The sequence below is a fragment of the Streptomyces sp. LN549 genome (assembly GCF_043203805.1).
GTDB lineage: Bacteria > Actinomycetota > Actinomycetes > Streptomycetales > Streptomycetaceae > Streptomyces.
On record NZ_JAZHRI010000002.1, the window covers coordinates 2747230 to 2773086 of the forward strand.

The window sequence follows — 25857 nt, forward strand, 5'->3', positions numbered from 1 at the left end:
GTGCGGCCCTCGGCTGTGTACGGACGGTGCGGGTGGTACAGGCAGTACAGACGGTCAGACGACCGAGAGCGCCACCTTGATGTTGCCGCGCGTGGCGTTCGAGTACGGGCACACCTGGTGCGCCTTCTCGATGAGCGCCTGCGCGGTCGCCGTGTCGACGTTCGGGACGGTCGCGGTGATCGCGACCTCCAGGCCGAAGCCGCCGGCCTCGGTCCTGCCGATGGAGACCGCGGCGGTCACGGTGGAGCCGGCGATGTCGGCCTTCTCCTGGCGTGCCACCACGCCCAGCGCGCCCTGGAAGCAGGCGCTGTAGCCCGCCGCGAAGAGCTGCTCCGGATTGGTGCCCGCGCCGCTGCCGCCCATCTCCTTCGGCGGGTTGACGACCACGTCGAGCTTGCCGTCGTCCGAGGAGACCCGGCCGTCACGGCCGCTCGAAGCAGTGGCGACGGCGGTGTACGAGACAGCTATGTCCTGAATGGTCATGCTTGAGGATTCCTCCTGCTGATGCGCCGCGACTCGCGCCCACGATCGCGACGGCCCGGGAGGAGCCTAACCCGTACCCATGAGGGCGGTTCAGCCGAGGGAGACGATCATCTTTCCGGTGTTCTCGCCGCGGAGCAGACCGAGGAACGCCTCGAAGCCGTTCTCGATGCCCTCGACGACCGTCTCGCGGTACTTCAGCTCACCCGAGGCCAGCCAGCCGGCCACCTCCTGGACGAACTGCCCCTGGAGATCGGCGTGATCGCCGACGAGCATGCCCTGCAGGCGCAGCCGCTTGCCGATGACGAGGGCGAGGTTGCGGGGGCCGGGAGTCGGCTCGGTCGCGTTGTACTGGGCGATCATGCCGCAGATCGTCGCGCGGCCGTGCACGTTGAACGAGGAGATCGCGGCTTCGAGGTGCTCGCCACCGACGTTGTCGAAGTAGACGTCGATGCCGTCGGGGGCGGCCTCGCGCAGCTGCTCCGCGACGGGGCCGTTCTTGTAGTTGAAGGCGGCGTCGAAGCCGTACTCCTCGACGAGCAGCTTGACCTTCTCGTCGGAGCCGGCGGAGCCGATGACGCGCGAGGCGCCCTTGAGCTTCGCCATCTGGCCGACCTGGCTGCCGACCGCCCCGGCGGCGCCGGAGACGAAGACCGCGTCCCCCTCCTTGAAGGAGGCCACGTCGAACAGGCCGGCGTAGGCGGTGAGCCCGGTCATGCCGAGCACGCCGAGGTAGGCGGAGAGCGGGGCGAGGGAGGCGTCGACCTTCACCGCGTGCTTGGCGGGGACGTCGGCGTACTCGCGCCAGCCGAGGCCGTGCAGGACGTGGTCACCGACCGCGAAGCCCTCGGCGCTGGAGGCGACGACCTCGCCGACCGCGCCACCCTCCATGGGGTGGTCCAGCTTGAAGGGCGGGGTGTACGACTTCACGTCGTTCATCCTGCCGCGCATGTAGGGGTCGACCGAGAAGTGCAGGTTCCGGACGAGGACCCGGCCCTCGGCGGGAGCCGCGACCGGAGCCTCACGCAGTGCGAAGTCCTCGGCCTTCGGCCAGCCGTGCGGACGGGCTACGAGGTGCCATTCACGGCTGGACGTGGGAAGAGCTGCAGACATGGGCTCGGTGTCTCCTCGGTCTCTGAGGGGTGCGGGAAGCCGTTCGGCCGGAGCAGAAAAGCTTCATGTTGTGAAACAACCATGCGCCTGGATATTTCACCTTGTCAAGTAACCGGCTATCCTGGGTGTCATGGCCACCACTCGTACGGACCCGCTGACCCTCGAAGTCGTCGAGCTGATCGGCGCGGTCGTGGCGCGCTACTACGAGGAGTACGAGCAGGCCGCGGCCGCTCACAGCCTCACCGGCGCCCAGGCCCGGGTCCTCGGGCTGCTCTCGCTCGATCCGCTGCCGATGCGCCGCATCGCCCAGAAGCTGAAGTGCGAGCCGTCGAACGTGACCGGCATAGTCGACCGGCTGGAGGCGCGCGGCCTGGTGGAGCGGCGGCCCGACCCCGCCGACCGGCGGGTGAAGCTGGCCGCCCCCACGGAGAGGGGCGCCCGGACGGCCCGGGAGCTGCGCGAATCACTCGACTTCGCCCGGGAGCCCCTGGCCGGCCTCTCGGACACGGACCGCGCGGTACTGCGGGACCTGCTGCGCAGGATGCTGGGCATGGAGCCGCCTGCCTGATCCGACGGCTCACGGCCTCCCCGCGTCAGGCGCTCAGCAGAACCACGGGAACCAGCAGGTGTCGTCCGACGGGGTCGGCGACGGCGTGGGTGTCGGGGCGGTGGGGGTGGGCCTCGGCGGAGTCGCGGACGGCGACGGGCTGTCGCCCGTACCGCCCGGCTCCGACGGACCACCGGTGGTGACCGACGGAGCCGCCGACGACGGTACGGAGGCCGGGGCGGATGCCGCCGGGGCGGATGTGACGCCGCCGGGGCGCGCCTCGCGCGTGGCCCGGCCGGTCCGGGTGGCGCCCGGGGAGTGGGCGTCGGTGGCCGGGACGACCGAGGGACTGCCCACGGGCTTCCTCACCGGTCCGGGCGGTTCGGCCGTGTCGCTCACCGACGGCAGCGGGGCGGGAGCGGTGGTGGCGGACACCGATTCACGTACGTAGTCCGAGGCGCCATCGCCGCCGTCCGGTTCGGTCGCCAGCTCGGCCAGGCTCAGCGCACCGGCCGCGAGGACCACCCCGAGCAGGCCAAGCAGGACCGTACGGCCCCGACGGCTGCGGCCCCGGCGGCCCCGGCGCGGCCGCTCGTCCGGAGCCGCGCGCCTGCGGCCCGGGCCGTGTCCGCCGTGCGTACCGCCCCGTGTCCGGGCAGCATCGCGCCCCCGGCGGCGACGGCCCCCGGACGGGAGCGGCGCGGCCCGATCGTCCCGCGCTTCCGGCTCGTGACCGAAGGGCGCAGACACGGCGTAGGGGCTCAGCGCCTCCGCGGGGGTTCCGCATCCGGCGCAGGCCAGGGCGCCGTTGAGATGCCGCTGACAGGGCTGGCAATAATCCATGGCGCCCGCAGATTAGATGCCAGCCGGACAACGGAGAAAGCCGCTCAGGTGAGGATCCTGTGTGGAACCGTTGACTCCATGACCACTGCCGCCCCTTTCGGCCCTCGCGAGTTCCAACTCGTCCTGCTGCGCCGGATGGCCGACCACCAGCCCGGCCTCGTCGAGGACGCCCGGCACGAGCTGAGTGCCACTCTCGCCGAGATGCGTGAGGCCAACCGCCGCTGGCAGGCCATGTCGCGGGCGCCTCGGGGCCGAGGGGCACTGCGCCGCTACCGTGCGGTGCTCGGCGAGCCCGAGGCGTCCCTGCGCCGCACGATCGGCGATCTGGAGTGCGACGCACTGTTCTGGCCGGTGCCGCTCTGGCCGGACCTGCGGTTCGAGGTGATGGTGGCGCCGGGCGGGGCGGTGTGGAACGAGTGGCTGGTCCGGGCTCCGGGCGCGGCCGCCCCCGCGCTCGGTACGGCCGAGGATCTGCGCCCCTGGTCGTGCACCGTGAACGAGGTCGCGCGGGCGTTCGCGCCGGCCCGTCCGATGGAGGGCAGTGCGCCGACCCGGTGGGCCCTCGCGATCACCGACGGGGCCACCGGTACCCCGTTCGTCGCCGAGTTCACCTGGGGGCTGTTCCAGCGGCTGCTCCCCGGCCGTCCGGGCGGCTGAAGCCAGGTCGTGTCCGCAGGGCCTCGTCCGGCTCGCGACGCCCACCGGGCGGCTTGGTCCGGGCCGGGCCCGCAGGTCCGACGAACCGTCAGCTCCGTACCTCCTCCGGCGTATCCCAACGCGCACGATGCCCCCGAACGGCGCACGATGCGAAGAGAACCGGCTGCCCGTCGGTCCCCCATCAGCGCTCTCGGGAGAACCTGTGACCGTCAGCCTTGAGCAGTTGCGCCGTTGCCATGTCGCCGTCGACCTCGGGGCCGCCCGCACCCGGGTGTACATCAAGGGGCTCGGGCTCGTCGTCGACGAACCGAGTGCCGCCGCCGTCAACACCCGTACGGGCTCGCTCATCGCCGTCGGCGCGCTCGCCGAGCAGATGACGGGGCGCACCCCCGACTACATCCGGGTGGTCCGTCCGGTCTCCGGCGGAACCGTCGTCGACATCGACATGGCGCAGCGCATGCTGCGCCAGTTGCTCGGTGAGAAGCTCCGCCGCCAGCTGCGCCGCAAGCCGCGGCTGCGCGCCGCCGCCTGCACCCCGCACGACAGCGATCCGCTCGCCCAGCGCGCCGCCGTCGAGACCCTGGTCGGACTCGGGGCCCGCCGGGTCGAGCTCGTCGACACCCTGATCGCGGCGGCCGTCGGCTGCGGACTGCCGGTCGAGCAGCCGACCGCCACCATGATCATGGTGTGCGGGGCCGCGACCACCCAGATCGCGGTGCTCTCCCTCGGTTCGATCGTGACCGCGGTACGCATCCCCATCGGCGGCGACGCCATCGACCACGCGGTGATCCAGCACCTGCGCCAGTACCACGAGCTGATGCTGCCCAGCCAGTCCGTACGCCCCCTCCAACTGGCGCTCAGCGGCAACGGACTGACCCCGTACGGTCCCGCCGTGACCGAGATCCACGGGCGGGACGTGGCGACCGGCCTGGCCCGTTCCGTGCAGGTCGACACCGCAGCGGTGCGGCAGGCGATCCACCGCCCGCTGACCGCGGTCCTCGACGGGCTGGGCAAGATCCTGCGGGACTGCCCGCCCGATCTGGTGGCCGACCTCGCCGACTGCGGGATCATGATGGTCGGCGGCAGCGCGCTGCTGCCCGGCCTGGACCAGATGCTGCGCGACGCGACGGGCATGCCGGTACACATCGCCGAGCGGCCCGACGTCTGCTCCGTCCTCGGGCTGGGCGCCATGCTGGACGGCAAGATCAGCCCCCTGGTCCTCGACCCGCTCGCCGGCTGAGTCCCGCACGGGCCCGGCGCATGACCGACGAACCACGCGGCGCGGCACCCGGCCGCGGTGTCCCCGAGTCACCGCGGCTGCCGATGCTGCTGGAGGCGGTGCTGAGCGTCGGCACCGACCTCGAACTGCGCGCCACCCTTCAGCAGATCATCGACACCGCCACCGCGCTGACCGAGGCCCGCTACGGCGCGCTCGGGGTCCTGGACCCCGGGAGCGGCACGATCAGCGAGCTGTTCGTCACCGGGATGAGCGAGAGCGAGCAGGCGGCCATCGGTGACTTGCCCGACGGGCACACGGGCCTGCTCGGCGCGCTCATCGAGCAGGCGCAACCGCTGCGCTCCGACGACCTGACCACCGACCCCCGCGCCTGCGGCGTGCCGCCCGGCCACCCCCGTATGCACTCGTTCCTCGGCGCCCCGATCCGGGTCCACCACAGGGTCTTCGGGAACATCTACCTGGCCGAGAAACACACCGGGCACTTCAGCGACACCGATATGACGCTGCTCCGGGTCCTCGCCTCGCAGGCCGGCATCGCGATCGGCAACGCCCGGCTGTACGAGAGCGCCCGGCAGCGGGAACGCTGGATCGAGGGCGCGGCAGCGGTCACCAACACGCTGCTGACCGGCGAGAACGCCTCCGACGCCCTGATGACCGTGGCCGAAAGGGCCAGAATCCTCAGCGACGCGTCGGCCGGGGTGATCCTCCAGCCCAACGAGGAGGGCGGCATGGAGATCGTCGTCGCGTCCACTCTGGAGGATCCGGCCGGTCTCGTGGGAACGGCGATCGCCCCCGGCTCCCCCGTCCTGGTCCAGCTGCTGGGCGGCGAGGCGGTCTTCGTCGACGACTCGGCGACCGATCCCCGGATGACCACCCCGGTACGCTCCCGCTTCGGCCCCAGCATGATGCTGCCGCTGCAGAGCGGCGGGCGGCTCATCGGCACCCTCGCCCTGCCCCGGCGGCGCGGCGCCCGTCCGTACACCGACGTGGACCGGCTGCTGGCCGCCCAGTTCGCCTCCCAGGCCGCGCTCGCCCTGGTCCTGGCGGACTCCCAGCACGACCGCGAGCAGCTGGCGGTGTACGAGGACCGGGACCGGATCGCCCGCGATCTGCACGATCTCGTCGTCCAGCGGCTGTTCGCCACCGAGATGATGCTGGAGTCGACCCGCCGGCGGGCCGGCGCCGGGGACACGGACGAGCTGCTCGGCCGGGCCGTCGACGAGCTGGACTCCACGATCCAGGAGGTGCGGACGGCCATCTTCGCTCTCCAGCAGCCGCCCGCCGAGGCACCCACCACCTTCCGTGGCCGGGTGCTGCGGGAGGCCAGCGGCGCGGCCGCGGTGCTCGGGTTCCAGCCCTCGGTGCACTTCACCGGTGCGGTGGACGCGCTCGTACGGGACCCGCTGGACGGGCAGCTGCTTGCCGCGCTGCGCGGTGCGCTGGCCGCCGCGCACCGGCGGCCCGGGGTGTCGGCGATCGAGGTGGAGGTGGACGCGACGGCCGCGCTGCCCGACGGCCGGGCCGCGGTCCGGCTCGCGGTCGCCGACGACGGGCGCGAACCTGACGGTTCGCGCGCGCCGACCGTCATCTGGCAGGCGCCGCTCTGAGCGCGATCCTGGTGCTGGAGTGGGCGACGCCGGCCTCGCGCTTGAGTCTGCGCAGCAGTCCGTCCAGGGCCGCGGTGTCGGCGGCCGTGGCCCGTACGAGGTAGTCGTGCCCGCCCGTCACGTGCACCACTTCGGTGATACCGGGCAGGGTCAGCACCGCCCGCTCGAACACCTCGTTGGTGGTGTCCGTCCGCAGGGTCACATCGATGAAGACGACGAGCCCGGTCCTGGTGTCGGCGGCGGGGTCGATGATCACGGTGAAGCCGCGGATGACGCCGTCCCGGCGCAGCCGGCGCACCCGGTCGGCCGCCGCGTTCGCGCTGAGCCCGACCCGTGTCCCCAGATCGCGGTACGAGATCCGTGCGTCCTCCTGGAGAACGCCGAGGATTTCCCTGTCCAGACGGTCCATACCGCGATTGTCCCAGCTTCCGGCCGATCGCGACTGCGGAGACGTCGGTATCCCCCTGGCAGGCCGCCGTTGCGGGCCCTCGTTCGGCGTAACCCGACGGGCTCACGCCCCCCTTCCGCACTTGACTGACCGTGTGGAAACAGCAGCCCAGCAGTCACCGGCTCCGGCCGCCGACAAGCCCTCCGGCGCCGCGTACCGCAACCTCGTGATGGCCACGATCGGCTTCGCGCTCACCTTCTGGGCCTGGAACCTGATCGCGCCCATGTCCGCGGACTACAAGGACCGGCTCGGCCTGAGTTCGTTCCAGCAGTCCCTGCTGGTCGCCGTGCCGGTGCTCGTCGGCTCGCTGGGCCGCATCCCGGTGGGTGCGCTCACCGACAAGTACGGTGCGCGGCTGATGTTCCCGCTGGTCTCGGCGCTCACCGTCGTGCCGGTGCTGCTGCTGATCCCGGCGAGGGACTCCTACGGCGCGATGCTGGCCGTGGGCTTCCTGCTGGGTCTGGGCGGCACGACGTTCGCGATCGGCATCCCGCTGGTCAACTCGTGGTTCCCGCCCGCCGATCGCGGCCTCGCGCTCGGGGTGTTCGGCATGGGCATGGGCGGCGTCGCCCTGTCCGGCTACTTCACCCCGCGGATCGCCGAGCACGGCGACAACCTGCCCTTCCTCGTGGTCGCCGGCGCGCTCGTGGTGTACGCGGCGCTGGCGGCGGTGCTGGTCAACGACCGTCCGGGCCGCCAGGTGCCGACCGACTCGCTGGCCCACCGGCTGGGCTCGGCCGGCCGGCTGCGGGTCACCTGGGAGCTGTCCGCGCTGTACGCGATCGGCTTCGGCGGCATCGTCGCGTTCGGCGTCTATCTGCCGACGTATCTGAAGACCTGGTACGAGCTCTCGCCGACCGACGCCGGCACGAAGGCAGCCGGATTCGCCCTGGTCACGGTCATCTTCCGGCCGATCGGCGGCTGGCTCTCGGACCGGATGCACCCGGCACTGGTCTCCTCGGCCGCGCTCGGCGTCGCCGCCCTGATGGCCATCGTCCAGGCCTTCGACCCGAAGCTGGTGCCCGGCGGCACGATCGCCCTGCTCGTCATGGCGGCCGGACTCGGCACCGCGAGCGGCAGCGTCTTCGCCCTGGTCTCCCAGGTGACGCCGCAGGCGAAGGTGGGCAGCGTCACCGGCATCGTCGGCGCGATGGGCGGCCTCGGCGGCTTCGTGCCACCGCTGGTGATGGGGGCGATCTACAGCTCGAAGGGCTCCTACTCGATCGGTTTCATGCTGCTGTCCGACCTGGCGCTGGCGGGCTGCGTGTACGCGTACGGGCGGATGCGCAACATCCAGCGGGACGCCTGAATCCGGGCACCCTTCGGAGCCCGTGAAGGGCCGTCCACGGACCGCCCGAGGGCCGGTCAAGGGCCGGTCGACTCCCGTTCCAGGACCGCAGGCGCTTCGGCGCTCTAGGGTTCGCAGGGTGATGCCACTTCTGCCTGCACTCCAGGACGCGGCCGCCCCGGTGGCCGCCCGCGAAGCCGTCCGTTTCGACGAAGTCTCCCTGTCCTACGCACAGCTGGCCGCCGCAGCGGACTCGCTCGCGGCCCGGATCGCCGGCGCGGGCCGGGTCGCGGTATGGGCCACACCCACCGCGCAGACCGTGATCGCGGTGGTGGCCGCGCTACGGGCAGGAGTCCCCGCCGTACCGCTGAACCCGAAGACGGGCGAACGGGAGCTGGCACACATCGTCGCCGACAGCACACCGACGACGGTGCTGGCCTCGGCGTCCGACGTACTGCCGCCCGCCCTGGCGGCGCTGGAACGGCTCGACGTGACCACGGATGGTCCGGCGAAGGGCGAGGCCGTGACCGCGGAGGCTGGCCCCGCCGGTGCGGGGTTCCCCGAACCGCCGCCCGAGGCCCCCGCCCTGGTCGTGTACACCTCCGGCACCACCGGCCCGCCCAAGGGGGCCGTCCTGCCGCGCCGGGCGATCGCCGCCTCGCTGGACGCGCTGGAGGACGCCTGGCAGTGGACCGGGGACGACGTCCTCGTCCACGCCCTGCCGCTGTTCCATGTGCACGGCCTGATCCTCGGCATCCTCGGCCCGCTGCGCCGGGGCGGCTCGGTGCGCCATCTCGGCCGGTTCTCCGCGGAGGGCGTGGCCCGGGAGCTGGGCTCCGGCGGCACGATGCTGTTCGGTGTGCCGACGATGTACCACCGGCTGGCGGACGTGCTGGCGGACCCGTCGGCGTCGGACGGCCTCGCGAAGGCCCTCGCGGGCGCCCGGCTGCTGGTCTCCGGATCGGCCGCGCTGCCGGTCCACGACCACGAACGGATCGCGGCCGCGACCGGCCGCCGGGTCATCGAGCGGTACGGCATGACGGAGACGCTGATGAACACAGGCGTACGGGCCGACGGCGAACCGCGTCCCGGTACGGTCGGCGCACCCCTCCTCGGCGTCGAACTCCGCCTGGTGGAGGAGGACGGCACCCCGCTCGCGGACCCCGGGTCCATCGGCGAGATCCAGGTGCGCGGCCCGAACCTGTTCACCGAATACCTGAACCGCCCCGACGCCACGGCCGCGGCGCTCACCGCCGACGGCTGGTTCCGTACGGGCGACATGGCCACGCTCGACCCCGACGGGTACGTACGGATCGTCGGCCGCAAGGCCACCGACCTCATCAAGAGCGGCGGCTACAAGATCGGGGCCGGCGAGATCGAGAACGCGCTCCTGGACCACCCGGGCGTCCGCGAGGCCGCCGTCACCGGTGAGCCGGATCCGGACCTGGGCGAGCGGGTCGTCGCCTGGGTGGTGCCTGCCGATCCCGCCGCCCCGCCCTCGGCCACCGCGCTGGCGGACCACGTCGCGGCCCAGCTCTCCCCGCACAAGCGACCGCGCACGGTCCGCTACCTGGACGCGCTGCCGCGCAACGACCTGGGCAAGATCATGAAGCGGGCCCTCCATGGCTGACCGGCTGACGGCCAGGGAGGCGATCACCGCTCTCACCGCCGACTTCACCGAGTCCACCGCACCCGCCAGGGACACCGCGGCCGACGGACCGCTCGACTGGTCCGGCTACGCCGACTCCCGGGCCCGGGCAGCCGCCCGTACCGGTGAGCAGGAGTCCGTCGTCCACGGCACCGCCACGATCGGCGGCCGGCCATGCGTCCTGATCTCCTTCGAGTTCGGCTTCCTCGGCGGCTCGCTCGGACAGCGCACGGGCGACCGGCTGGAGGCGGCGTACGAGGAGGCCACGGCCCGGCGGCTCCCCCTCGTCTCGCTCATCGCGACGGGCGGCAGCCGGATGCAGGAGGGCATGATCGCGCTCACCCAGCTGCACCGGGTGGCCCGTGCGTCGGCCCGGCTGCGGGCTGCCGGCCCGGCGCAGCTCGCGGTCCTGCGCGACCCGACGACCGGCGGCGGCTGGGCGACCCTGGGTGCGGGCGCCGATGTGATCCTGGCGCTGCCGGGGGCGCAGGTCGGGTTCGCCGGTTCCCGGGTTCGGCCGGCCGACGCGGACCCCGGTGCCTACACCGCCGAGGGCCAGCTGGCGGCCGGTCAGATCGACGCGGTCGTCCCACCCGGCGAGCTGCCGGCCGCGGTGGGCCACTGGCTCCGGCTCCTCGCCCGCCGCGACGCCCCGCCCACCCCCGCCCCGGTCCCGGCCGCGCTCTCCTCGGCGGGGCTCCCCCGCACCGGCTGGGACGCCGTGCTCCGGGCCCGGTCCGCGACCCGGCCGCACGCCGAGGCGTATCTGGACACCTACTTCACCCTGCGGCTCCCCCTGAGCGGGGACCGCTGCGGCGGCACGGACCCGGGGCTGCTCTGCGGGTTCGGGCTGCACGAGGGCGAGCCGGTCGCGTACGTGGCACAGTGCGGCACAGCCACCCGCCCGGCGGGCTATCGCACCGCGGCCCGGGTGATCCGGCTGGCCGACCGGCTCGGGATCCCGGTCCTCACCCTGGTCGACACCCCGGGCGCGGCCAACGACGCGGAGGCGGAGCGGGCCGGCGCGGGCGCGGCCATCGCCGACGCCTTCGCGGCGATAGCGGCGGCCCGGGTCCCCGTCACCACCCTGGTGATCGGCGAGGGCGGCTCGGGCGGGGCGCTGGCCCTGGCCGCACCGGGCAGCACCCACGTGACCGCGGACAGCTACTTCTCCGTCATCGCCCCGGAGCTCGCCGCGGCGATCCTGAAGCGCGCCCCGGATCAGGCGCACGCCACGGCCGAGCAGCTGCGACTGCGCCCGCAGGACCTGGTGGACCTCGGCGTCGCCCGCTCGGTGGTACGGCCGGACCCGCCGGGTGGGCGCTGACCCGTGTCCGACGCGCAGAGGAGGCGAGGGATGGCTAGCGTGTCAGAGGGGCCATTCACACCTGAGGAGATGACCGGTCATGGCCGCAGAACCGGAAGGCACACCGTGCTGGGCCGACGCGACGTTCGGCGACCTCGAAGGAGCGAAGCGCTTCTACGGTGAGGTACTGGGCTGGACGTACGGCGACTCGCTGCCCGAGTTCGGCAACTACACGCAGGCCTACGTGGACGGCAAGGCGGTCGCCGCCCTGATGCCGCCCGTGCCCGGCCAGGACGTACCCGCCGCCTGGTGTCTGTACCTCGCGTCACCGGACGCGGCGGCCACCGCCACGAAGGTCCGCGAGAACGGCGGCAAGGTCCTGGTGGAGCCGATGCAGGTCGGTGAGTTCGGCACGATGGTGCTGGCGAGCGACCCGGGCGGGGCGGCCTTCGGGGTGTGGCAGGCGGGCACCCACGAGGGTTTCGAGGCGCGGGCGGTGCCCGGTGCGTACGCCTGGGCCGAGATCTTCACCCGGGAGCCGGAGAAGTCGGACGCCTTCTTCCCGTCGGTCTTCGGGTACGGGGTGAAGCGCATGGTCGACGACGCGGTCGACTTCACGCTGTACGACCTGGGCGCGGACCCAGTCCTCGGCCGGATGAAGATGACGGACGAGTTCCCGCCCGAGGTGCCGCCGCATCTGAACGTGTACTTCACGGTCGCGGACTGCGACGCGGCGGTGGAGAAGGCGAAGGCGCTCGGGGCGGAACTCCGGTTCGGCCCGATGACGATGCCCTTCGGCCGGTTCGCCGCGCTGACCGACCCGCAGGGCGCCACCTTCTCGCTGATCGACGGCACGACGACCGGGGGCGACATGCCCAAGATCGAGGACGTTTCCTGACCGGTCGCCCGGCCGCGCCGGGTCAGGCCCCGGGGTCGCGCGCGTCATAGCGCGCGAACCCGGGCCACCGCAGTGCCAGCAGCGCCACCGCGACCACACACGCGATCCCGCCACCGGTCACAGCGAGGCCCGGGGACGCCAGATCGGCGACGGACCCGGCCAGGAAGTCCCCGAGCCGCGGGCCACCCGCCACCACCACGATGAACACGCCCTGGAGCCGGCCCCGCATCTGGTCGGGCACGGCCGCCTGGAGCATGGTGTTGCGGAAGACCATGGAGGTGGTGTCGGCGGCACCTGCGAGGGCCAGGAAGATCAGCCCGAGCCAGAGCTGGCGGGTCAGCCCGAAGACGGCGACGGCGGTGCCCCAGCTCGCGACGGCGAGCAGCACCGCCAGGCCGTGCCGCCGGATCCGCCCCAGCCAGCCGGAGAACACCCCGCCCAGCAGCGCCCCGAGCGCCGGGGCGGCGACCAGCAGTCCGGTGGTCTTCGCGTCGCCCCCGTACCAGAGCACGGCGACGACGGGGAACAGGGCGCGTGGGTGGGCGAGCACCATGGCGCACAGATCGCTGAGGAAGGTCATCCGCAAGGTGGGCCGGGTCCCGAGGAACCGCAGCCCGTCCATGACGGAGGCACGTTTCGCGTCCCCGGCCTTCTTCTCGCCCCGCTCCGGCAGCATCGAGGGCAGCCGCCACATCGCGTACAGCGAGGCCGTGAAGGTGACCGCGTCGACGCCGTACGCGGCCCGGTACCCCCACCAGCCGACGATGAGCCCGCCGAGCATCGGTCCGACGAGCATGCCCGTGGTGCTGGTGATGGAGTTCAGCGCGTTGGCGGCGGGCAGCTGTTCGGCCGGGAGCAGGCGGGCGATCATCGAGCTGCGGGCGGGCGAGTTGAGCGCGAAGCAGACGGCCTGGAGGGCGACGACCCCGTACAGCAGCCCGACCTGTTCCACGCCGGCCACGGTGCACGTCACCAGCCCCACCGACAGCAGGAACGACCCGAAGGCGCTGACCAGACCGAGCTTGCGCCGGTCGACCGTGTCGGCGACGGCTCCGCCGTACAGTCCGAAGACGACCAGCGGCACGAGCGAGCAGAATCCGATGAGCCCGACGGAGAAGGCGGAGCCGGTGAGGTCGTACACCTGGAGCGAGACGGCGAGCGACGTCATGCCCTGGCCGACCCAGGAGACCGTGTTCCCGAACCAGAGCCGCCGGTAGTCGGGGGAGGTGCGCAGCGGGGTCAGGTCGGCGAGTATCCGGGTCCGGGGAGCCGACTCATCGGCCGCGTCCGCCGGTTCGGTCAGGGATTCGGTCACGGGGAATGGTAACGACCGGTCCCGAGGGGGCTGATCGGGCAAGACATCGACCAGTGCCTCCGCCACCGTCGTCGCGGAGACGAAGGCCCCCTCCTTCACCGCCGAACCCGCCCTGAACCCGCGCAGCGGCACCGTGAACACCGCCGCCGTCCCTGTGAAGCCGAGCTGGAAGGCCACCGACAGCGCGGCCCACAAGGAGGTACGGCTGGTCGCACCACCGGCGAAGGCCTACGGACCGGCCACGACGAGCGCTTCGCACACGGCCAAGTCCGCCGCCACCGCATGGAAGCTGACCAAGGTCGTCGGGGCAGGCACCGCCGGCCGCCCGACCGTCACCACCGACGGCCTCGTCCACCTCAGGTGGTCGACGAGGACGGCGCATGCCGGGACCGTGTGGTCCCGGTGTGCGCCTCCATGCCCGTCAGCCGATGATCGCGACCGGGGCGTCCCATGCGTTTCGGTCGACGGTGATGGTGTAACCGCCGCGGCTTTCCTTGCTGTTGACCATGTACTGGTGGGCGCGGCTGTGGTTGGTGAACTGGGTCGGCTGCCACGGCCAGTCCGTGGTGGTCGTGTTCTTCTTGTCCCACAGTGCGTACCAGAGGTTGCCCGGCAGGTCCGTCTTGTTCGTGGCGGTGGCGATGGCCTTGGCGCTGGAACTGCTGAAGCCGTAGAAGCCGCCACGGTAAGTGGCGTTGCGCAGAGTCTTGGTGAAGGAGCGCACGTACGTCAGGACGGCGTTGTTGCACGCCTTGTCGGTGATGGCGTACGGCTCCATGTCCAGGTAGATGGGGCTGCCGGCCTTCATTCCGAGCGCTGATGCCTTGGCGATGGCGTCCTTGGCGTTGCTCGCTCCGACGGAGGCGGCCGTGGAGGTGGTGAACCTCTCCCGGTTCGCGCTCTTCTGGCAGGGCGGCTGCGCGCCGACGTAGAGCGGGATGAGCTTCCATCCGGTGGCGCTGACCGACTTCACCCAGGGCTTGGTCAGGTTGGGCTGGGCGCAGCCACGGTTCTTCCCGCCGATGTAGACGGCGGCGGCGCCGTAGTACCCCGTGTGCCACGCCTTCATCGCGCTGAGCGAGGGCGCGGTACAGGCGTCGAACGCCCGGCCGGTGTAGGTCTTCTGCGCAGGCCAGGCGCCGGCGGCCATGGACGTCTGTGCCGCGAATCCGGCACCCGCGACCACGGCAGCACCCGCGGTCGCCCACGCGATGTAACGGCTCTTCTTGGACAGCCGATGTCTGGACATTCCCCACCCCATTCAGTGCGGCTCACGGCCGCATCCGACACACCCACAAACGGCGACTCGCAAGGAGCTGTGCCAGGGCCCTGCCGCACCTCACCAGCGAGAGGCGCCTGCCCGAGGCGAAATCGCCGAGATTTCGTTTCCCAGGCCGGAACGGCTCCCCCTGGGCTTCCTCGATGAGGCGAGTGGGACTCGGACCCATTCACGTGACCCACTTCACCTGCGAAGGCGCCGAAACAACGGACGTTCCAGCCCGTTGCCGGCCAGCCCGATCCTCCTCGATTCGGCTCGAAAGGGGATCGGTCAGGCGTTCGCCACACTACTTCCCCGCCGCACGGATTCTCCACTGGACGAAGCGCCACGTAAAAGATCACCCACGCCGAAGTCACGGCGGGCCGACCGGTGTCGATCGACCGCGCGGGCACCCCGTCCCTCCGGCAACCCTTAACCCCTCGCAGGCCGCCCCCACCTCTGATGTAATAGGCTCACCACGGAGTCACCACTTACGCCGGGAGGAACCTTGCCTTTCAGGAACACAGCCGAAGCCGTAGGAGCGTGGGTCGAAGGCTGGGCCGTTTCACGTGGCGCGGCCGAACCGGCGGCCCGCCCCGGGGGTTTCACCATCGATGTCGGGCTGTCCAAGCACGTCATGCGCCACGTCCTGACCACCGCCGACGAGGCGACCGTCCGCAAGATCACCGAGAACGCCCCCATGCCGGGCATCTGGCTGAAGACGTTCGTGTCACCGGAGACGCTCACCCCGTGGCTGGCCCCCGGCTGGTCCCTCGCGGGCGGCCCCGGCTACCTGATGTCCGCCTCGCTGCGCGCAGCCCGGGCCGAGGTCCCCGACGGCTACCGGCTGCGTACGTGGAGCCGCGACGGCGTGGTCCGCGCCCTGGTGCGCACCGCGGACGGCGCCTTCGCGGCGCGCGGTCAGATCGCCGTCACCGGCTCCACCGCCGTTGTCGACCAGGTCGAGACCGACCCGGCCCACCAGCGCCGCGGCCTGGGACGCCTGGTGATGAGCACGCTCGCCACCGCCGCGGCCGGACAGGGCGCCACGGCGGGTGTGCTGGGCGCGACGCCGGAGGGCCGGGCCCTGTACGAGAGCGCAGGGTGGCGTGTTCTGGCCCCGCTGACCGGTGCTACGCGAGACACGGGCCGGGTCGAGGCATGAGCGGGCCGAGGACGAGCTCGAAACGGCCCGCGAGAAGCGGGCCGGCCACCACGATGTACACCAGCTGCCAGCCGTGCGGCATGTGCGAGGCGGTCATCCAGCGGGCCGGGCTACGACGCGTGGTGTACGCCCTGTCCAACGACCAGCTCCTGGACATCAGACCGGGCAGCGGCCAGCCGCCCGTGCCACAGCACGGCCCCGCGCTGCTCGACGAGGTACGAGCCGTGTTCGAGGGGTACTACTGCTGAGCCGTCGCCGATGTACGAGGACTCGCGTTCACCACACCTGCGTGAGGTGAACGCCACACGCAAAAAGCCCCTGCAAAACGCGTTTCCCCAGTTCGGAACGATTCTGCCTGGGGACGCTCGGTGGGGCGGGTGGGACTCGAACCCACGGCCGACGGATTATGAGTCCGCTGCTCTAACCGGCTGAGCTACCGCCCCGTTTCGGCGTGGCGCGTACATGTGTGCGCGCCGTCTGCCGCAGCATAGCCGGTCATACGATCTCTCGCTCCGGGTGCCCGGCTACTCGTGACCATGAAGACCGCGCTGCTCGCTGCCCGGTTCCGGGTGACGAGAAGTTGACGCGAAAGAGTCACGCGAGCCTCACGCTCACCACGGTTCCGACCCCCGGGCGCGATCCTCGCGGACCGGACCCGGGCACACGAAAAAGGACCCCGCAGGGTCCTCTTCCGTTCCGCTCCCCCGACTGGACTCGAACCAGTAACCCTCCGGTTAACAGCCGAATGCTCTGCCAATTGAGCTACAGGGGATCGCGCTCCCCCGACTGGACTCGAACCAGTAACCTGCCGGTTAACAGCCGGCTGCTCTGCCAATTGAGCTACAGGGGATTGCTGCGTTGCCTCGAACGTACCTGCCTGGCTGCTGCCGGGCGGCGCACGTTCGCTGCGACACATACATTAGCGCAAGCAGGGGGGTGCTTTGCCAATCGGTATCGCCCGGGGTGATCTCGGGCGCCTGCGGGTAGGCGAGCAGCACACGTCGCACGGAGCGAAGACGGAGCGAAGGAAGGGTGGCAGCCATGCGGTACCGGCTCACGTTCATCGCCGGAGTGGCCCTCGGTTACGTACTCGGCACGCGTGCCGGGCGCGAGCGTTACGAGCAGCTGAAGAAGTCCGCACGCCAGTTCGCCCAGAACCCGGCCGTGCGCAACACCTGCGAGACGGCGGCCCAGAGCGGTCGCCAGTTCGCCGGGAAGGCGTACCACGCGGTCGAGGAGAAGGTCGGCGAGAAGGTCCCGGCGTCGGTGGCGGACCGGGTGCGGTCGCTGCGCGGGCGCGGGGCCAACGGCGAGGACGACTGGGGAACGACCAACACCTGAGTCGGCATCTCCACGTCTGCCGCACCACCGGTACGGGAAACCTCCGGGGGTGCGGCAGAATCTGTGTATGGGCATAGTCGCCGGCTTGGACAGTTCTTCCGCCTTCACGCACATCGTGGTCTGCGATACGGACTCGGGTGCCGTACTGCGCCAGGGATACGCCGCACATCCCGTCGACGCGAAGGCAACCGAGGTCGACCCTCAGGCATGGCTGCTCTCACTCGGTGAGGCCGCCGCCGGCGGGCTCCTCGAAGGGGTGCAGGCCATCGGTGTGTCGGCGCAGCAGCACGGGCTCGTGCCGCTGGACCACCAGGGCAATCTCGTGCGTCCGGCGCTGCTCGGCAACGACAGGCGGGCGCAGGTCGCCGCGGCCGATCTGATCGACGGGCTCGGCGGGCGGCAGGCCTGGGCCGAGGCGGTCGGGTCCGTGCCGCAGGCCGCGCAGCCCGTGTCGAAGCTGCGCTGGCTGGCGCGGACCGAGCCGGACATGGCGCAGCGGGTCGCCGCGGTGCTGCAGCCGCACGACTGGCTGGTGTGGCAGTTGCTGGGCCGGCCGGCCCGGCGGACCACCGACCGGGGGGCCGCCTCCGGGACGGGTTACTGGTCGGCAGGCAGCGAGTCGTACCGGCCGGAGCTGGTGGAGCTCGCGCTGGGGCGCCAGGCGGCGCTGCCGGAGGTGCTCGGTCCGTCCGACGCGGCGGGGACGACGCCCGAGGGGCTGCTGATCTCGGCGGGTACGGGCGAGACGATGGCGGCGGCGTTCGGGCTGGGGGTCGCGGTCGGTGATGCCGTGGTGTCGCTGGGGGCCTCGGGTTCGGTGATGGCGGTGCACCACGAGGCGCTGGCCGACCCGACGGGGATGATCACCTCCTTCGCCGATGCCACCGGGATGCATCTGCCGGTGGTCCACACGTCGAACGCGGTACGCGCGCTGCGCGGCACCGCCGAGATGCTGGGCCTGGACGGGCTGGAGGAGCTGTCGGCACTGGCGCTGAAGTCGACGCCGGGCGCCTCGGGGCTCGTACTCCTGCCGTATCTGGAGGGTGAGCGCACCCCGAATCTGCCGCACACTGCCGGAACGCTGAGCGGGCTGCGGCGCGAGTCGATGAAGCCGGAGCACCTGGCGCGGGCCGCGTTCGAGGGGATGCTCTGCTCGCTGGCCGACGCGCTGGACGTGCTGCGCGGCCGTGGGGTGGAGGTGCGGCGGGTGTTCCTGCTCGGCGCCGCCGCCGAGCTGCCGGCCGTGCAGGGGCTGGCGCCGGCGTTGCTGGGCACTCAGGTGGTCGTGCCGCAGCCGGCGCAGTACGCGGCGCTGGGTGCGGCCCGGCAGGCGGCCTGGGCGCTGGGCGTCTCCCAGGGAACGCTGGACACCCGCACTCCCCCGGCGTGGCAGGGTGCCGCGGCGCAGGTGCTGGAGCCCGGCGACGAGCTGCCGGTCGGTCAGGCGGTGCGCCAGCAGTACGTGGCGACGCGGGACCAGATCCACCCGGGGGCGTTCGACTCCGCGCGCTGAGACGAGTGTTTTCGGTGACGCGTCCGGGCCTCCGGGGAGGCCCGGACGTGAAAATTATGGACCCGGTCCGTTTTTTTACCTGGACTTGAATTAAAACGTTCGCGGTCCCGGCCGACGGTGTCCGAAGATGAGTCGACTCCCGACCTCGCCGACTCCGAGAGACACGCGTGCTCATAAAAATCCTGCGGGCCTATCTCGGTCCGTACAAGAAACCGATCGCGCTGCTGGTCGTCTTCCAGCTGCTGCAGACCTGCGCCACGCTCTATCTGCCCACCCTGAACGCGGACATCATTGACAACGGTGTCGTCCAGGGGGACACGGGCTACATCCTCCAGTACGGCGGCGTGATGATCGTCGTCAGCATCGCCCAGGTGGTCTGCAACATCGGGGCCGTCTACATCGGTGCCCGCACCGCGTCCGCCCTCGGCCGCGACGTCCGGGCCTCGATCTTCGACCGGGTGCAGTCGTTCTCAGCGCGTGAGGTCGGCCGGTTCGGTGCGCCCTCGCTGATCACCCGTACGACCAATGACGTGCAGCAGGTCCAGATGCTGGCCCTGATGACGTTCACGCTGATGGTGTCGGCGCCGATCATGTGCGTCGGCGGCATCATCATGGCGCTCGGCCAGGACGTCCCGCTGTCCGCGGTGCTGCTCGCGGTGGTGCCGGTCCTCGGCATCGCGGTGAGCCTCATCGTGCGGAAGATGCGCCCGCTGTTCCGGACGATGCAGGAGCGGCTCGACACGGTGAACCGGGTGCTGCGCGAGCAGATCACCGGCAACCGGGTCATCCGCGCCTTCGTGCGCGACGACTACGAGGAAGAGCGCTTCCGGGGCGCCAACACCGAGCTGACGGACGTGGCGCTGTCCACGGGCCGGCTGATGGCACTGATGTTCCCGACCGTGATGACGGTCGTGAACGTGTCGTCGATCGCCGTCGTCTGGTTCGGCGCGCACCGGATCGACAGCGGCGGGATGGAGATCGGCGCGCTGACCGCGTTCCTCTCCTATCTGATGCAGATCGTCATGTCGGTGATGATGGCCACCTTCATGTTCATGATGGTGCCGCGCGCCGAGGTCTGCGCGGAGCGCATCCAGGAGGTCCTGGAGACCGATTCGAGCGTGGTGCCGCCGGTGAACCCGGTGCGGGAGCTCACTGTCCAGGGCCATCTCGAGGTGCGCGGTGCGGACTTCCGCTACCCGGGCGCCGAGGAGCCGGTGCTGCGCTCGGTGGACCTGGTGGCGCGGGCCGGCGAGACGACCGCGATCATCGGGTCGACGGGCAGCGGGAAGTCGACGCTGCTCGGTCTCGTACCCCGGCTGTTCGATGTCACGGACGGCCAGGTGCTGGTCGACGGAACGGACGTACGGACGCTGGATCCGGTCCTGCTGGCGAAGACCGTGAGCCTGGTCCCGCAGAAGCCGTACCTCTTCTCCGGGACGGTCGCGACGAATCTGCGGTACGGGAACCCGGACGCGACCGACGAGGAGCTGTGGCACGCGCTGGAGATCGCGCAGGCCAAGGAGTTCGTCGAGGAACTGGAGCACGGGCTCGACGCACCGATCGCGCAGGGCGGCACCAATGTCTCCGGCGGGCAGCGGCAGCGGCTCTCGATCGCCCGGACGCTGGTGCAGCAGCCGGAGATCTACCTCTTCGACGACTCCTTCTCGGCCCTGGACTACGCCACGGACGCGGCGCTGCGCGCGGCGCTGCTGCGGGAGACCCGGGGGGCGACGGTGGTGATCGTCGCGCAGCGGGTGTCCACCATCCGCGACGCCGACCGGATCCTGGTGCTGGACGAGGGCCGCGTCGTCGGTTCCGGCAGCCACCACGAGCTGATGGAAGGCAATGAGACATACCGGGAGATCGTTCTCTCCCAGCTGACGGAAGCGGAGGCCGCGTAATGGCCGGGCCTGGTGGACGCATGATGGCGGGCGGGGCGCCGACCGAACGGTCCATGGACTTCAAGGGCTCGTCGAAGCGGCTGCTGAAGCGCTTCGCGGCGGAGAAGGCCACCCTGTACGTGATGCTGGTGGCCGTCGCGCTGAGCGTGGCGCTCTCTGTGGTCGGCCCGAAGATCCTCGGCAAGGCCACCGACCTGGTGTTCGCCGGTGTCGTCGGCCGGGGAATGGACGCGGGGACGACGAAGGAGCAGGCCGTCGAGGGCCTGCGCAACAGCGACAGCGGCCTGGCCGACATGCTCTCCAAGGTGGACTTCACCCCGGGACAGGGCATGGACTTCGACGCGATCGGCCAGGTGCTGCTGGTGGCGCTGGCCGTGTACGTCGGTGCCGGGCTGCTGATGCTGGTGTCGACGCGGCTGTCGATCCGGGTGATCAACCGGGTCGTGTTCCAACTGCGCGAGGACATCCAGACGAAGCTGTCGCGGCTGCCGCTGTCGTACTTCGACCAGCAGAAGCGCGGCGAGGTGCTGAGCCGGGCGACGAACGACATCGACAACATCTCGCAGACGATGCAGCAGACGATGGGGCAGCTGATCAACTCGCTGCTCACCATCGTGGGCGTGCTCGTGATGATGTTCTGGATCTCGCCGCTGCTGGCGCTGATCGCGCTGGTGACGGTGCCGCTGTCGGTGGTCGTGGCGACGAAGGTCGGCAAGCGCTCCCAGCCGCAGTTCGTCCAGCAGTGGAAGGTGACGGGCAAGCTCAACGCCCACATCGAGGAGATGTACACCGGGCACACCCTGGTGAAGGTCTTCGGGCGGCAGGACGAGTCGGCGCGGGACTTCGCCGAGCAGAACGACGCGCTGTACGAGGCCGGTTTCAAGGCGCAGTTCAACAGCGGGATCATGCAGCCGCTGATGATGTTCGTGTCGAACCTGAACTATGTACTGATCGCTGTCGTCGGCGGGCTGCGGGTCGCCTCGGGCGCACTGTCGATCGGTGATGTGCAGGCCTTCATCCAGTACTCGCGGCAGTTCTCCATGCCGCTCACCCAGGTCGCCTCGATGGCGAACCTGGTGCAGTCCGGGGTGGCCTCGGCGGAGCGGATCTTCGAGCTGCTGGACTCCGAGGAGCAGGACGCCGACCCGGCGAAGGGCGAGGCCGAGTTCCCCGGGCAGCTGCGCGGCAGCGTGTCCCTGGAGAACGTGTCGTTCCGCTACGACCCGCAGAAGCCGCTCATCGAGGACCTGTCGCTCAGCGTCGAGCCCGGCCACACGGTCGCGATCGTCGGCCCGACCGGCGCAGGCAAGACGACGCTGGTCAATCTGCTGATGCGGTTCTACGAGGTGACCGGCGGCCGGATCGCTCTCGACGGGGTCGACATCGCGAAGATGTCGCGTGACGACCTGCGCTCGGGGATCGGCATGGTCCTCCAGGACACCTGGCTGTTCGGCGGGACCATCGCGGAGAACATCGCCTACGGCGCCTCGGGCGATGTCACCCGTGAGCAGATCGAGGAAGCGGCGCGGGCGGCCCACGCCGACCGCTTCATCCGCACCCTGCCCGACGGCTACGACACGGTGATCGACGACGAGGGCTCGGGTGTCAGTGCGGGCGAGAAGCAGCTGATCACCATCGCACGGGCGTTCCTGTCCGACCCGGTGATACTGGTGCTCGACGAGGCGACCAGCTCCGTCGACACCCGTACCGAGGTGCTGATCCAGAAGGCGATGGCCGGTCTCGCACACGGCCGTACGAGCTTCGTGATCGCGCACCGGCTCTCCACCATCCGGGATGCCGACGTCATCCTGGTGATGGAGAACGGGTCGATCGTCGAGCAGGGCACGCACGACGAGCTGCTGGAGGCGGAGGGCGCGTACGCCCGGCTGTACGCGGCCCAGTTCGCGCAGGCGGTCGCCGAGGTCGACTAGGGTCTTTCGTTTGGATCAGGCCGGATCAGCGAGCCCGGCATGATCCGAACGAGAGGCCCTGGGGCCTGGCCATGCGGCTGCCTGGGCACGGACGCGTGCGCGTTCAGTCCAGGTAGCCGCGGAGCTGGTCGGCGAAGGCGTGGTCCCGCAGTTTGTTGAGGGTCTTGGACTCGATCTGCCGGATGCGCTCGCGGGTCACGCCGAAGATCCGTCCTATCTCCTCCAGCGTGCGCGGCCGCCCGTCGGCCAGCCCGTAGCGCAGCTGGACCACTTTGCGCTCCCGCTCGTTGAGGGTCGAGAGCACCGCTTCCAGATGTTCGCGCAGCAGCAGGAACGCGGCTGACTCGACGGGGGACGCGGCGTCCCCGTCCTCGATGAGGTCGCCGAGCGAGACATCGTCCTCCTCGCCCACCGGGGCGTGCAGGGACACCGGCTCCTGGGCGAGGCGCAGGACCTCTCCGACCCGTTCGGGTGTCAGGTCGAGCTGGGCGGCGACCTCCTCGGGCGTCGGCTCGTTTCCGTGCTCCTGGAGCATCCGGCGCTGGACCCGGACGACGCGGTTGATCAGTTCGACGACGTGGACCGGGACCCGTATGGTCCGCGCCTGGTCGGCGAGGGCGCGGGACATGGCCTGCCGGATCCACCAGGTCGCGTACGTCGAGAACTTGTAGCCGCGGGCGTAGTCGAACTTCTCGACCGCCCGGATCAGTCCGAGGTTGCCCTCCTGGACCAGGTCCAGCATGGTCAGTCCGCGGCCCACGTAGCGCTTGGCCACGGAGACGACGAGGCGGAGGTTGGCCTCGATGAGGCGGCGCTTGGCCATCCGCCCCATGACCACGAGCCGGTCCAGATCGACGGCCAGCCGGGTGTCGGGGTCCGGGGTGCGGGCCAGACGCTCCTCGGCGAACAGGCCGGCTTCGACGCGGCGGGCGAGCTCCACCTCGTCGGCGGCGGTGAGGAGCGGGATGCGGCCGATCTCGCGCAGGTACTGGCGGAAGAGGTCGGACGACGGTCCGCCGGTGTCCGGGCGGCTGCGCGGCCCCGACGGTTCGGGGTGCTCCGACTCCTCCATGACGGCCTCGGGCGGTTCGGGCGGGTCCGGTGGCGCTTCGGGCGGGTTCCGCGGGGCGGCCAGGGGCGTCGGCGGGTCCACCGCGGCCTCGGGGTGATGCACGGCCCGGGTTTGCGCGGGGATGGCCGGGACACGCTCGGTTTCGGTCACGGTCCGGGTCTGCACGGGGGCGACCTCCAGGTGATCGCTGCCGGAACGCGGGGATGGAGGACCACCGTTCGGTGAGCCGGCCGCGCTCCGATGACTCAGGCACCGCCACCCAGTGTGGGGTACGACACACGGCCGCCACGAGGGGCGTGCGGGGACTTTCTGAGTTCGTTCCGTGACCGGCCGGTTACCGGCGCGGAGGCCGCCGCGGCGCCGTCAGAGCGCGTCGGCGCCGTTGTTGCGCAGGGACTGGGCGTACTGCTGGAGGACCCAGACCTCGTTCTGTGCGGCGGCCAGGTGGTCCGGGGCGACGTTGCTGCCGAGGCGGGTGAGACTGCCCTGGACGTCGTTGATCCGGCGGTCGACGGCGCGCAGGCGGACCTTGACCAGGTGCTCGCCCGCGTACGCCTCGTCGATGGACTTGCCGTGGAAGACCTCGACCGCCAGCTCCGTGACCAGTTTGCGCACCGTGTCGTTGGGGGTCGCGTCGAGCACCTGGACGAGGTACTCGCGGGTCTCGGGGACGCCGAGCTCCGCGCCGCCCGCCTCCGCGATGCACTGGCGGACCGCGGCGTACGGCGGGGCGGTGAACTCGTCGACCCCGTAGGCGTCGAACGCCGGGGAGACCAGGGCGGGCTTCTGCAGGGCGAGCTTGAGCAGCTCGCGCTCGGTGCGGTGGGCCGGGCTGCGGAGGTTGAGCGCGGGGCCCGAGGGGACGGCGGGCGCCTGAACCTCCTGGCGCCGTGAGCCCCCGCGCGTGGCGGGTGCGGGTCCCCGGTCGCCCCGGCCGCGGGCCCACTGGGCGAGCTGGTTGACCCGGTGCACGACGTACTCCTGGTCCAGGATGCCGACGAAGCCGGCCAGCTGGACGGCGACCTCGCGCTGCACACTGCCCGTCTTGATCTTGGCGACGACCTGGGCCGCCTCGTCGAGTGCGGCGGCGCGGCCCGCCGGGGTCTCCAGGTCGTAGCGGGCGACGATCTGGCGGAGCGCGAACTCGAAGAGCGGGGTGCGGGGTTCGACCAGGTCGCGGACGGCCTCGTCGCCCTTGGCGAGGCGCAGGTCGCACGGGTCCATGTTGTCCGGGGCGATCGCGATGTAGGTCTCGGCGGCGAACTTCTGATCGTCCTCGAAGGCGCGCAGGGCCGCCTTCTGGCCGGCCGCGTCACCGTCGAACGTGAAGATCACCCGGGCGCTGCCGTTGTCCATCAGGAGGCGGCGCAGGATCTTGATGTGGTCGCCGCCGAACGCCGTGCCGCAGGTCGCGATGGCGGTGGTGACCCCGGCGAGATGGCAGGCCATCACGTCCGTGTAGCCCTCGACGACGACGGCCCGGCTGGACTTCGCGATGTCCTTCTTGGCCAGGTCGATGCCGTACAGCACCTGGGACTTCTTGTAGATCGGCGTCTCAGGGGTGTTGAGGTACTTCGGGCCGTTGTCGTCGTCGCGCAGCTTGCGGGCGCCGAAGCCGACGATGTCGCCGGAGGTGTCGCTGATCGGCCACATCAGCCGGCCGCGGAAGCGGTCGATGGGACCGCGCCTGCCGTCCTGGGAGAGGCCGGAGGTGATCAGTTCCTTGTCGCTGAATCCCTTGCCGCGCAGATAGCGGGTGAGGTGGTCCCAGCCCGCGGGGCTGTAGCCGACGCCGAAGTGCTCGGCCGCAGCCTGGTCGAAGCCGCGCTCGGCGAGGAACTTGCGGCCGATCTCGGCCTCCGGGCCGTCCAGCTGCTCGACGTAGAACTGGGCGGCCGCCTTGTGCGCCTCGACCAGCCTGATCCGCTCACCGCGCTGGTGGGAGGGGTTGTACCCGCCCTCCTCGTACCGCAGGGTGATGCCGGCCTTGGCCGCGAGCCGCTCGACGACCTCCGCGAAGGTCAGGTGGTCGATCTTCTGCACGAAGGCGATCGTGTCGCCGCCCTCCTGGCAGCCGAAGCAGTGGAAGAGACCCTTGCTCGGACTGACCTGGAAGGAGGGGGACTTCTCGTCGTGGAAGGGACACAGGCCCTTGAGGTTTCCACCGCCCGCGTTGCGCAGCTGGAGGTACTCGGAAACGACGGCGTCGATCGGGACCGCGTCCCGGACCGCCTTCACGTCGTCGTCATTGATCCTGCCTGCCACGAGTGAAGTCTACGGGTGGGGTGG

At 71.2% G+C, this 25857-nt stretch carries 21 protein-coding genes, 3 tRNA genes and 1 pseudogene; 15 read left to right on the forward strand and 10 right to left on the reverse strand.

The genetic code is table 11. The features are described 5' to 3' along the window. Positions 1-54: 54 nt before the first annotated feature. Both SH922_RS12285 and SH922_RS12290 read right to left on the reverse strand, forming a co-directional pair. Positions 55-483: an organic hydroperoxide resistance protein gene (locus SH922_RS12285; RefSeq protein WP_393057871.1), complete on the reverse strand. Its 429-nt coding sequence runs from the start codon at positions 481-483 to the stop codon at positions 55-57. 90 nt (positions 484-573) lie between these two features. Continuing rightward, the gene (locus tag SH922_RS12290; protein ID WP_393057873.1) at positions 574-1593 is read right to left on the reverse strand and encodes an NADP-dependent oxidoreductase; all 1020 of its coding nucleotides are present in this window, start codon (positions 1591-1593) and stop codon (positions 574-576) included. A 130-nt stretch (positions 1594-1723) separates the two neighbouring features. Here SH922_RS12290 and SH922_RS12295 point away from each other — a divergent pair, with 130 nt between their 5' ends. The 5 genes from SH922_RS12295 (at position 1724) to SH922_RS12315 (ending at position 6484) form a co-directional block, all read left to right on the forward strand. Beyond that, positions 1724-2161: a MarR family winged helix-turn-helix transcriptional regulator gene (locus SH922_RS12295; RefSeq protein WP_393057875.1), complete on the forward strand. Its 438-nt coding sequence runs from the start codon at positions 1724-1726 to the stop codon at positions 2159-2161. 58 nt (positions 2162-2219) lie between these two features. Next, entirely contained in the window at positions 2220-2591 is a 372-nt protein-coding gene (locus tag SH922_RS12300) for a hypothetical protein (RefSeq protein WP_393057877.1), read from the forward strand. A gap of 470 nt (positions 2592-3061) precedes the next feature. Next, on the forward strand, positions 3062-3640 hold the full coding sequence (locus SH922_RS12305) for a hypothetical protein (RefSeq protein WP_393057879.1): 579 nt from the start codon (positions 3062-3064) through the stop codon (positions 3638-3640). Between the two features lie 202 nt (positions 3641-3842). Further along, on the forward strand, positions 3843-4880 hold the full coding sequence (locus tag SH922_RS12310) for a rod shape-determining protein (protein WP_393057881.1): 1038 nt from the start codon (positions 3843-3845) through the stop codon (positions 4878-4880). 20 nt (positions 4881-4900) lie between these two features. Next, on the forward strand, positions 4901-6484 hold the full coding sequence (locus SH922_RS12315; RefSeq protein ID WP_393057883.1) for a GAF domain-containing protein: 1584 nt from the start codon (positions 4901-4903) through the stop codon (positions 6482-6484). Here the strand turns inward: SH922_RS12315 and SH922_RS12320 are convergent. Next, the gene (locus tag SH922_RS12320; protein ID WP_326736033.1) at positions 6462-6893 is read right to left on the reverse strand and encodes an Lrp/AsnC family transcriptional regulator; all 432 of its coding nucleotides are present in this window, start codon (positions 6891-6893) and stop codon (positions 6462-6464) included. The two genes, SH922_RS12315 and SH922_RS12320, sit on opposite strands and share 23 nt — an antisense overlap. A 208-nt stretch (positions 6894-7101) precedes the next feature. Between SH922_RS12320 and SH922_RS12325 the strand changes: the two genes are divergently transcribed. From SH922_RS12325 to SH922_RS12340, 4 genes are all read left to right on the forward strand, one after another. Then, positions 7102-8241, forward strand: coding sequence for an MFS transporter (locus SH922_RS12325; RefSeq protein WP_393063539.1), 1140 nt, complete (start codon positions 7102-7104; stop codon positions 8239-8241). Between the two features lie 121 nt (positions 8242-8362). Further along, positions 8363-9850: an acyl-CoA synthetase gene (locus tag SH922_RS12330; protein ID WP_393057886.1), complete on the forward strand. Its 1488-nt coding sequence runs from the start codon at positions 8363-8365 to the stop codon at positions 9848-9850. After that, positions 9843-11195 carry a carboxyl transferase domain-containing protein gene (locus tag SH922_RS12335; RefSeq protein WP_393057888.1) on the forward strand — a complete coding sequence of 451 codons (1353 nt, stop codon included), beginning with the start codon at positions 9843-9845 and terminating at the stop codon, positions 11193-11195. Before SH922_RS12330 ends, SH922_RS12335 begins: the two co-directional genes overlap by 8 nt. 79 nt (positions 11196-11274) lie before the next feature. Further along, a complete protein-coding gene (locus SH922_RS12340; RefSeq protein WP_393057890.1) occupies positions 11275-12072 on the forward strand; it encodes a VOC family protein in 798 nt (265 codons plus the stop codon). Between the two features lie 22 nt (positions 12073-12094). Here the strand turns inward: SH922_RS12340 and SH922_RS12345 are convergent, their stop codons facing one another. Next, positions 12095-13387, reverse strand: a complete 1293-nt coding sequence (locus SH922_RS12345; RefSeq protein ID WP_393057892.1) for an MFS transporter — start codon at positions 13385-13387, stop codon at positions 12095-12097. A gap of 421 nt (positions 13388-13808) precedes the next feature. After that, positions 13809-14636 carry a glycoside hydrolase domain-containing protein gene (locus tag SH922_RS12350; protein ID WP_393057894.1) on the reverse strand — a complete coding sequence of 276 codons (828 nt, stop codon included), beginning with the start codon at positions 14634-14636 and terminating at the stop codon, positions 13809-13811. A 517-nt stretch (positions 14637-15153) separates the two neighbouring features. Between SH922_RS12350 and SH922_RS12355 the strand changes: the two genes are divergently transcribed. After that, the gene (locus SH922_RS12355; protein WP_393057896.1) at positions 15154-15810 is read left to right on the forward strand and encodes a GNAT family N-acetyltransferase; all 657 of its coding nucleotides are present in this window, start codon (positions 15154-15156) and stop codon (positions 15808-15810) included. Between the two features lie 29 nt (positions 15811-15839). Beyond that, positions 15840-16058, forward strand: a pseudogene (locus tag SH922_RS12360) (nucleoside deaminase); the annotation flags it as partial. A gap of 121 nt (positions 16059-16179) precedes the next feature. Here the strand turns inward: SH922_RS12360 and SH922_RS12365 are convergent. The 3 genes from SH922_RS12365 to SH922_RS12375 form a co-directional block, all read right to left on the reverse strand. After that, positions 16180-16253: transfer RNA gene (locus tag SH922_RS12365), tRNA-Ile, on the reverse strand. Positions 16254-16509: 256 nt separating this feature from the next. Beyond that, a tRNA-Asn gene (locus tag SH922_RS12370) sits at positions 16510-16582 on the reverse strand. Positions 16583-16587: 5 nt separating this feature from the next. Next, positions 16588-16660, reverse strand: a tRNA-Asn gene (locus SH922_RS12375). Positions 16661-16851: 191 nt separating this feature from the next. Here SH922_RS12375 and SH922_RS12380 point away from each other — a divergent pair. The 4 genes from SH922_RS12380 to SH922_RS12395 all read left to right on the forward strand — a co-directional run bounded on the left by SH922_RS12380 (position 16852) and on the right by SH922_RS12395 (position 22496). Continuing rightward, positions 16852-17151 carry a YtxH domain-containing protein gene (locus SH922_RS12380; protein WP_351003264.1) on the forward strand — a complete coding sequence of 100 codons (300 nt, stop codon included), beginning with the start codon at positions 16852-16854 and terminating at the stop codon, positions 17149-17151. Between the two features lie 67 nt (positions 17152-17218). After that, positions 17219-18664 carry an FGGY family carbohydrate kinase gene (locus SH922_RS12385; RefSeq protein ID WP_393057899.1) on the forward strand — a complete coding sequence of 482 codons (1446 nt, stop codon included), beginning with the start codon at positions 17219-17221 and terminating at the stop codon, positions 18662-18664. A gap of 167 nt (positions 18665-18831) precedes the next feature. After that, positions 18832-20565 carry an ABC transporter ATP-binding protein gene (locus SH922_RS12390; protein ID WP_393057901.1) on the forward strand — a complete coding sequence of 578 codons (1734 nt, stop codon included), beginning with the start codon at positions 18832-18834 and terminating at the stop codon, positions 20563-20565. Continuing rightward, positions 20565-22496 (forward strand): ABC transporter ATP-binding protein, encoded by a 1932-nt coding sequence (locus SH922_RS12395; protein ID WP_393057903.1) that lies wholly within the window; start codon positions 20565-20567, stop codon positions 22494-22496. The genes SH922_RS12390 and SH922_RS12395 overlap by 1 nt, the downstream gene beginning before the upstream one ends. 103 nt (positions 22497-22599) lie before the next feature. On the opposite strand, the gene SH922_RS12400 is transcribed toward SH922_RS12395, so the two are convergent. Beyond that, positions 22600-23733: an RNA polymerase sigma factor gene (locus tag SH922_RS12400; RefSeq protein WP_393057905.1), complete on the reverse strand. Its 1134-nt coding sequence runs from the start codon at positions 23731-23733 to the stop codon at positions 22600-22602. Positions 23734-23931: 198 nt separating this feature from the next. Then, positions 23932-25833, reverse strand: coding sequence for a DNA primase (gene dnaG / locus SH922_RS12405; protein ID WP_393057907.1), 1902 nt, complete (start codon positions 25831-25833; stop codon positions 23932-23934). Between the last annotated feature and the right edge of the window lie 24 nt (positions 25834-25857).

Coding starts and splice junctions, on each gene's coding strand:
- SH922_RS12285 (WP_393057871.1), bottom strand. CDS start 483: ATGACCATTCAGGACATAGCTGTCTCGTACACCGCCGTCGCCACTGCT.
- SH922_RS12290 (WP_393057873.1), bottom strand. CDS start 1,593: ATGTCTGCAGCTCTTCCCACGTCCAGCCGTGAATGGCACCTCGTAGCC.
- SH922_RS12295 (WP_393057875.1), top strand. CDS start 1,724: ATGGCCACCACTCGTACGGACCCGCTGACCCTCGAAGTCGTCGAGCTG.
- SH922_RS12305 (WP_393057879.1), top strand. CDS start 3,062: ATGACCACTGCCGCCCCTTTCGGCCCTCGCGAGTTCCAACTCGTCCTG.
- SH922_RS12315 (WP_393057883.1), top strand. CDS start 4,901: ATGACCGACGAACCACGCGGCGCGGCACCCGGCCGCGGTGTCCCCGAG.
- SH922_RS12320 (WP_326736033.1), bottom strand. CDS start 6,893: ATGGACCGTCTGGACAGGGAAATCCTCGGCGTTCTCCAGGAGGACGCA.
- SH922_RS12325 (WP_393063539.1), top strand. CDS start 7,102: ATGGCCACGATCGGCTTCGCGCTCACCTTCTGGGCCTGGAACCTGATC.
- SH922_RS12330 (WP_393057886.1), top strand. CDS start 8,363: ATGCCACTTCTGCCTGCACTCCAGGACGCGGCCGCCCCGGTGGCCGCC.
- SH922_RS12335 (WP_393057888.1), top strand. CDS start 9,843: ATGGCTGACCGGCTGACGGCCAGGGAGGCGATCACCGCTCTCACCGCC.
- SH922_RS12340 (WP_393057890.1), top strand. CDS start 11,275: ATGGCCGCAGAACCGGAAGGCACACCGTGCTGGGCCGACGCGACGTTC.
- SH922_RS12350 (WP_393057894.1), bottom strand. CDS start 14,636: ATGTCCAGACATCGGCTGTCCAAGAAGAGCCGTTACATCGCGTGGGCG.
- SH922_RS12380 (WP_351003264.1), top strand. CDS start 16,852: ATGCGGTACCGGCTCACGTTCATCGCCGGAGTGGCCCTCGGTTACGTA.
- SH922_RS12385 (WP_393057899.1), top strand. CDS start 17,219: ATGGGCATAGTCGCCGGCTTGGACAGTTCTTCCGCCTTCACGCACATC.
- SH922_RS12395 (WP_393057903.1), top strand. CDS start 20,565: ATGGCCGGGCCTGGTGGACGCATGATGGCGGGCGGGGCGCCGACCGAA.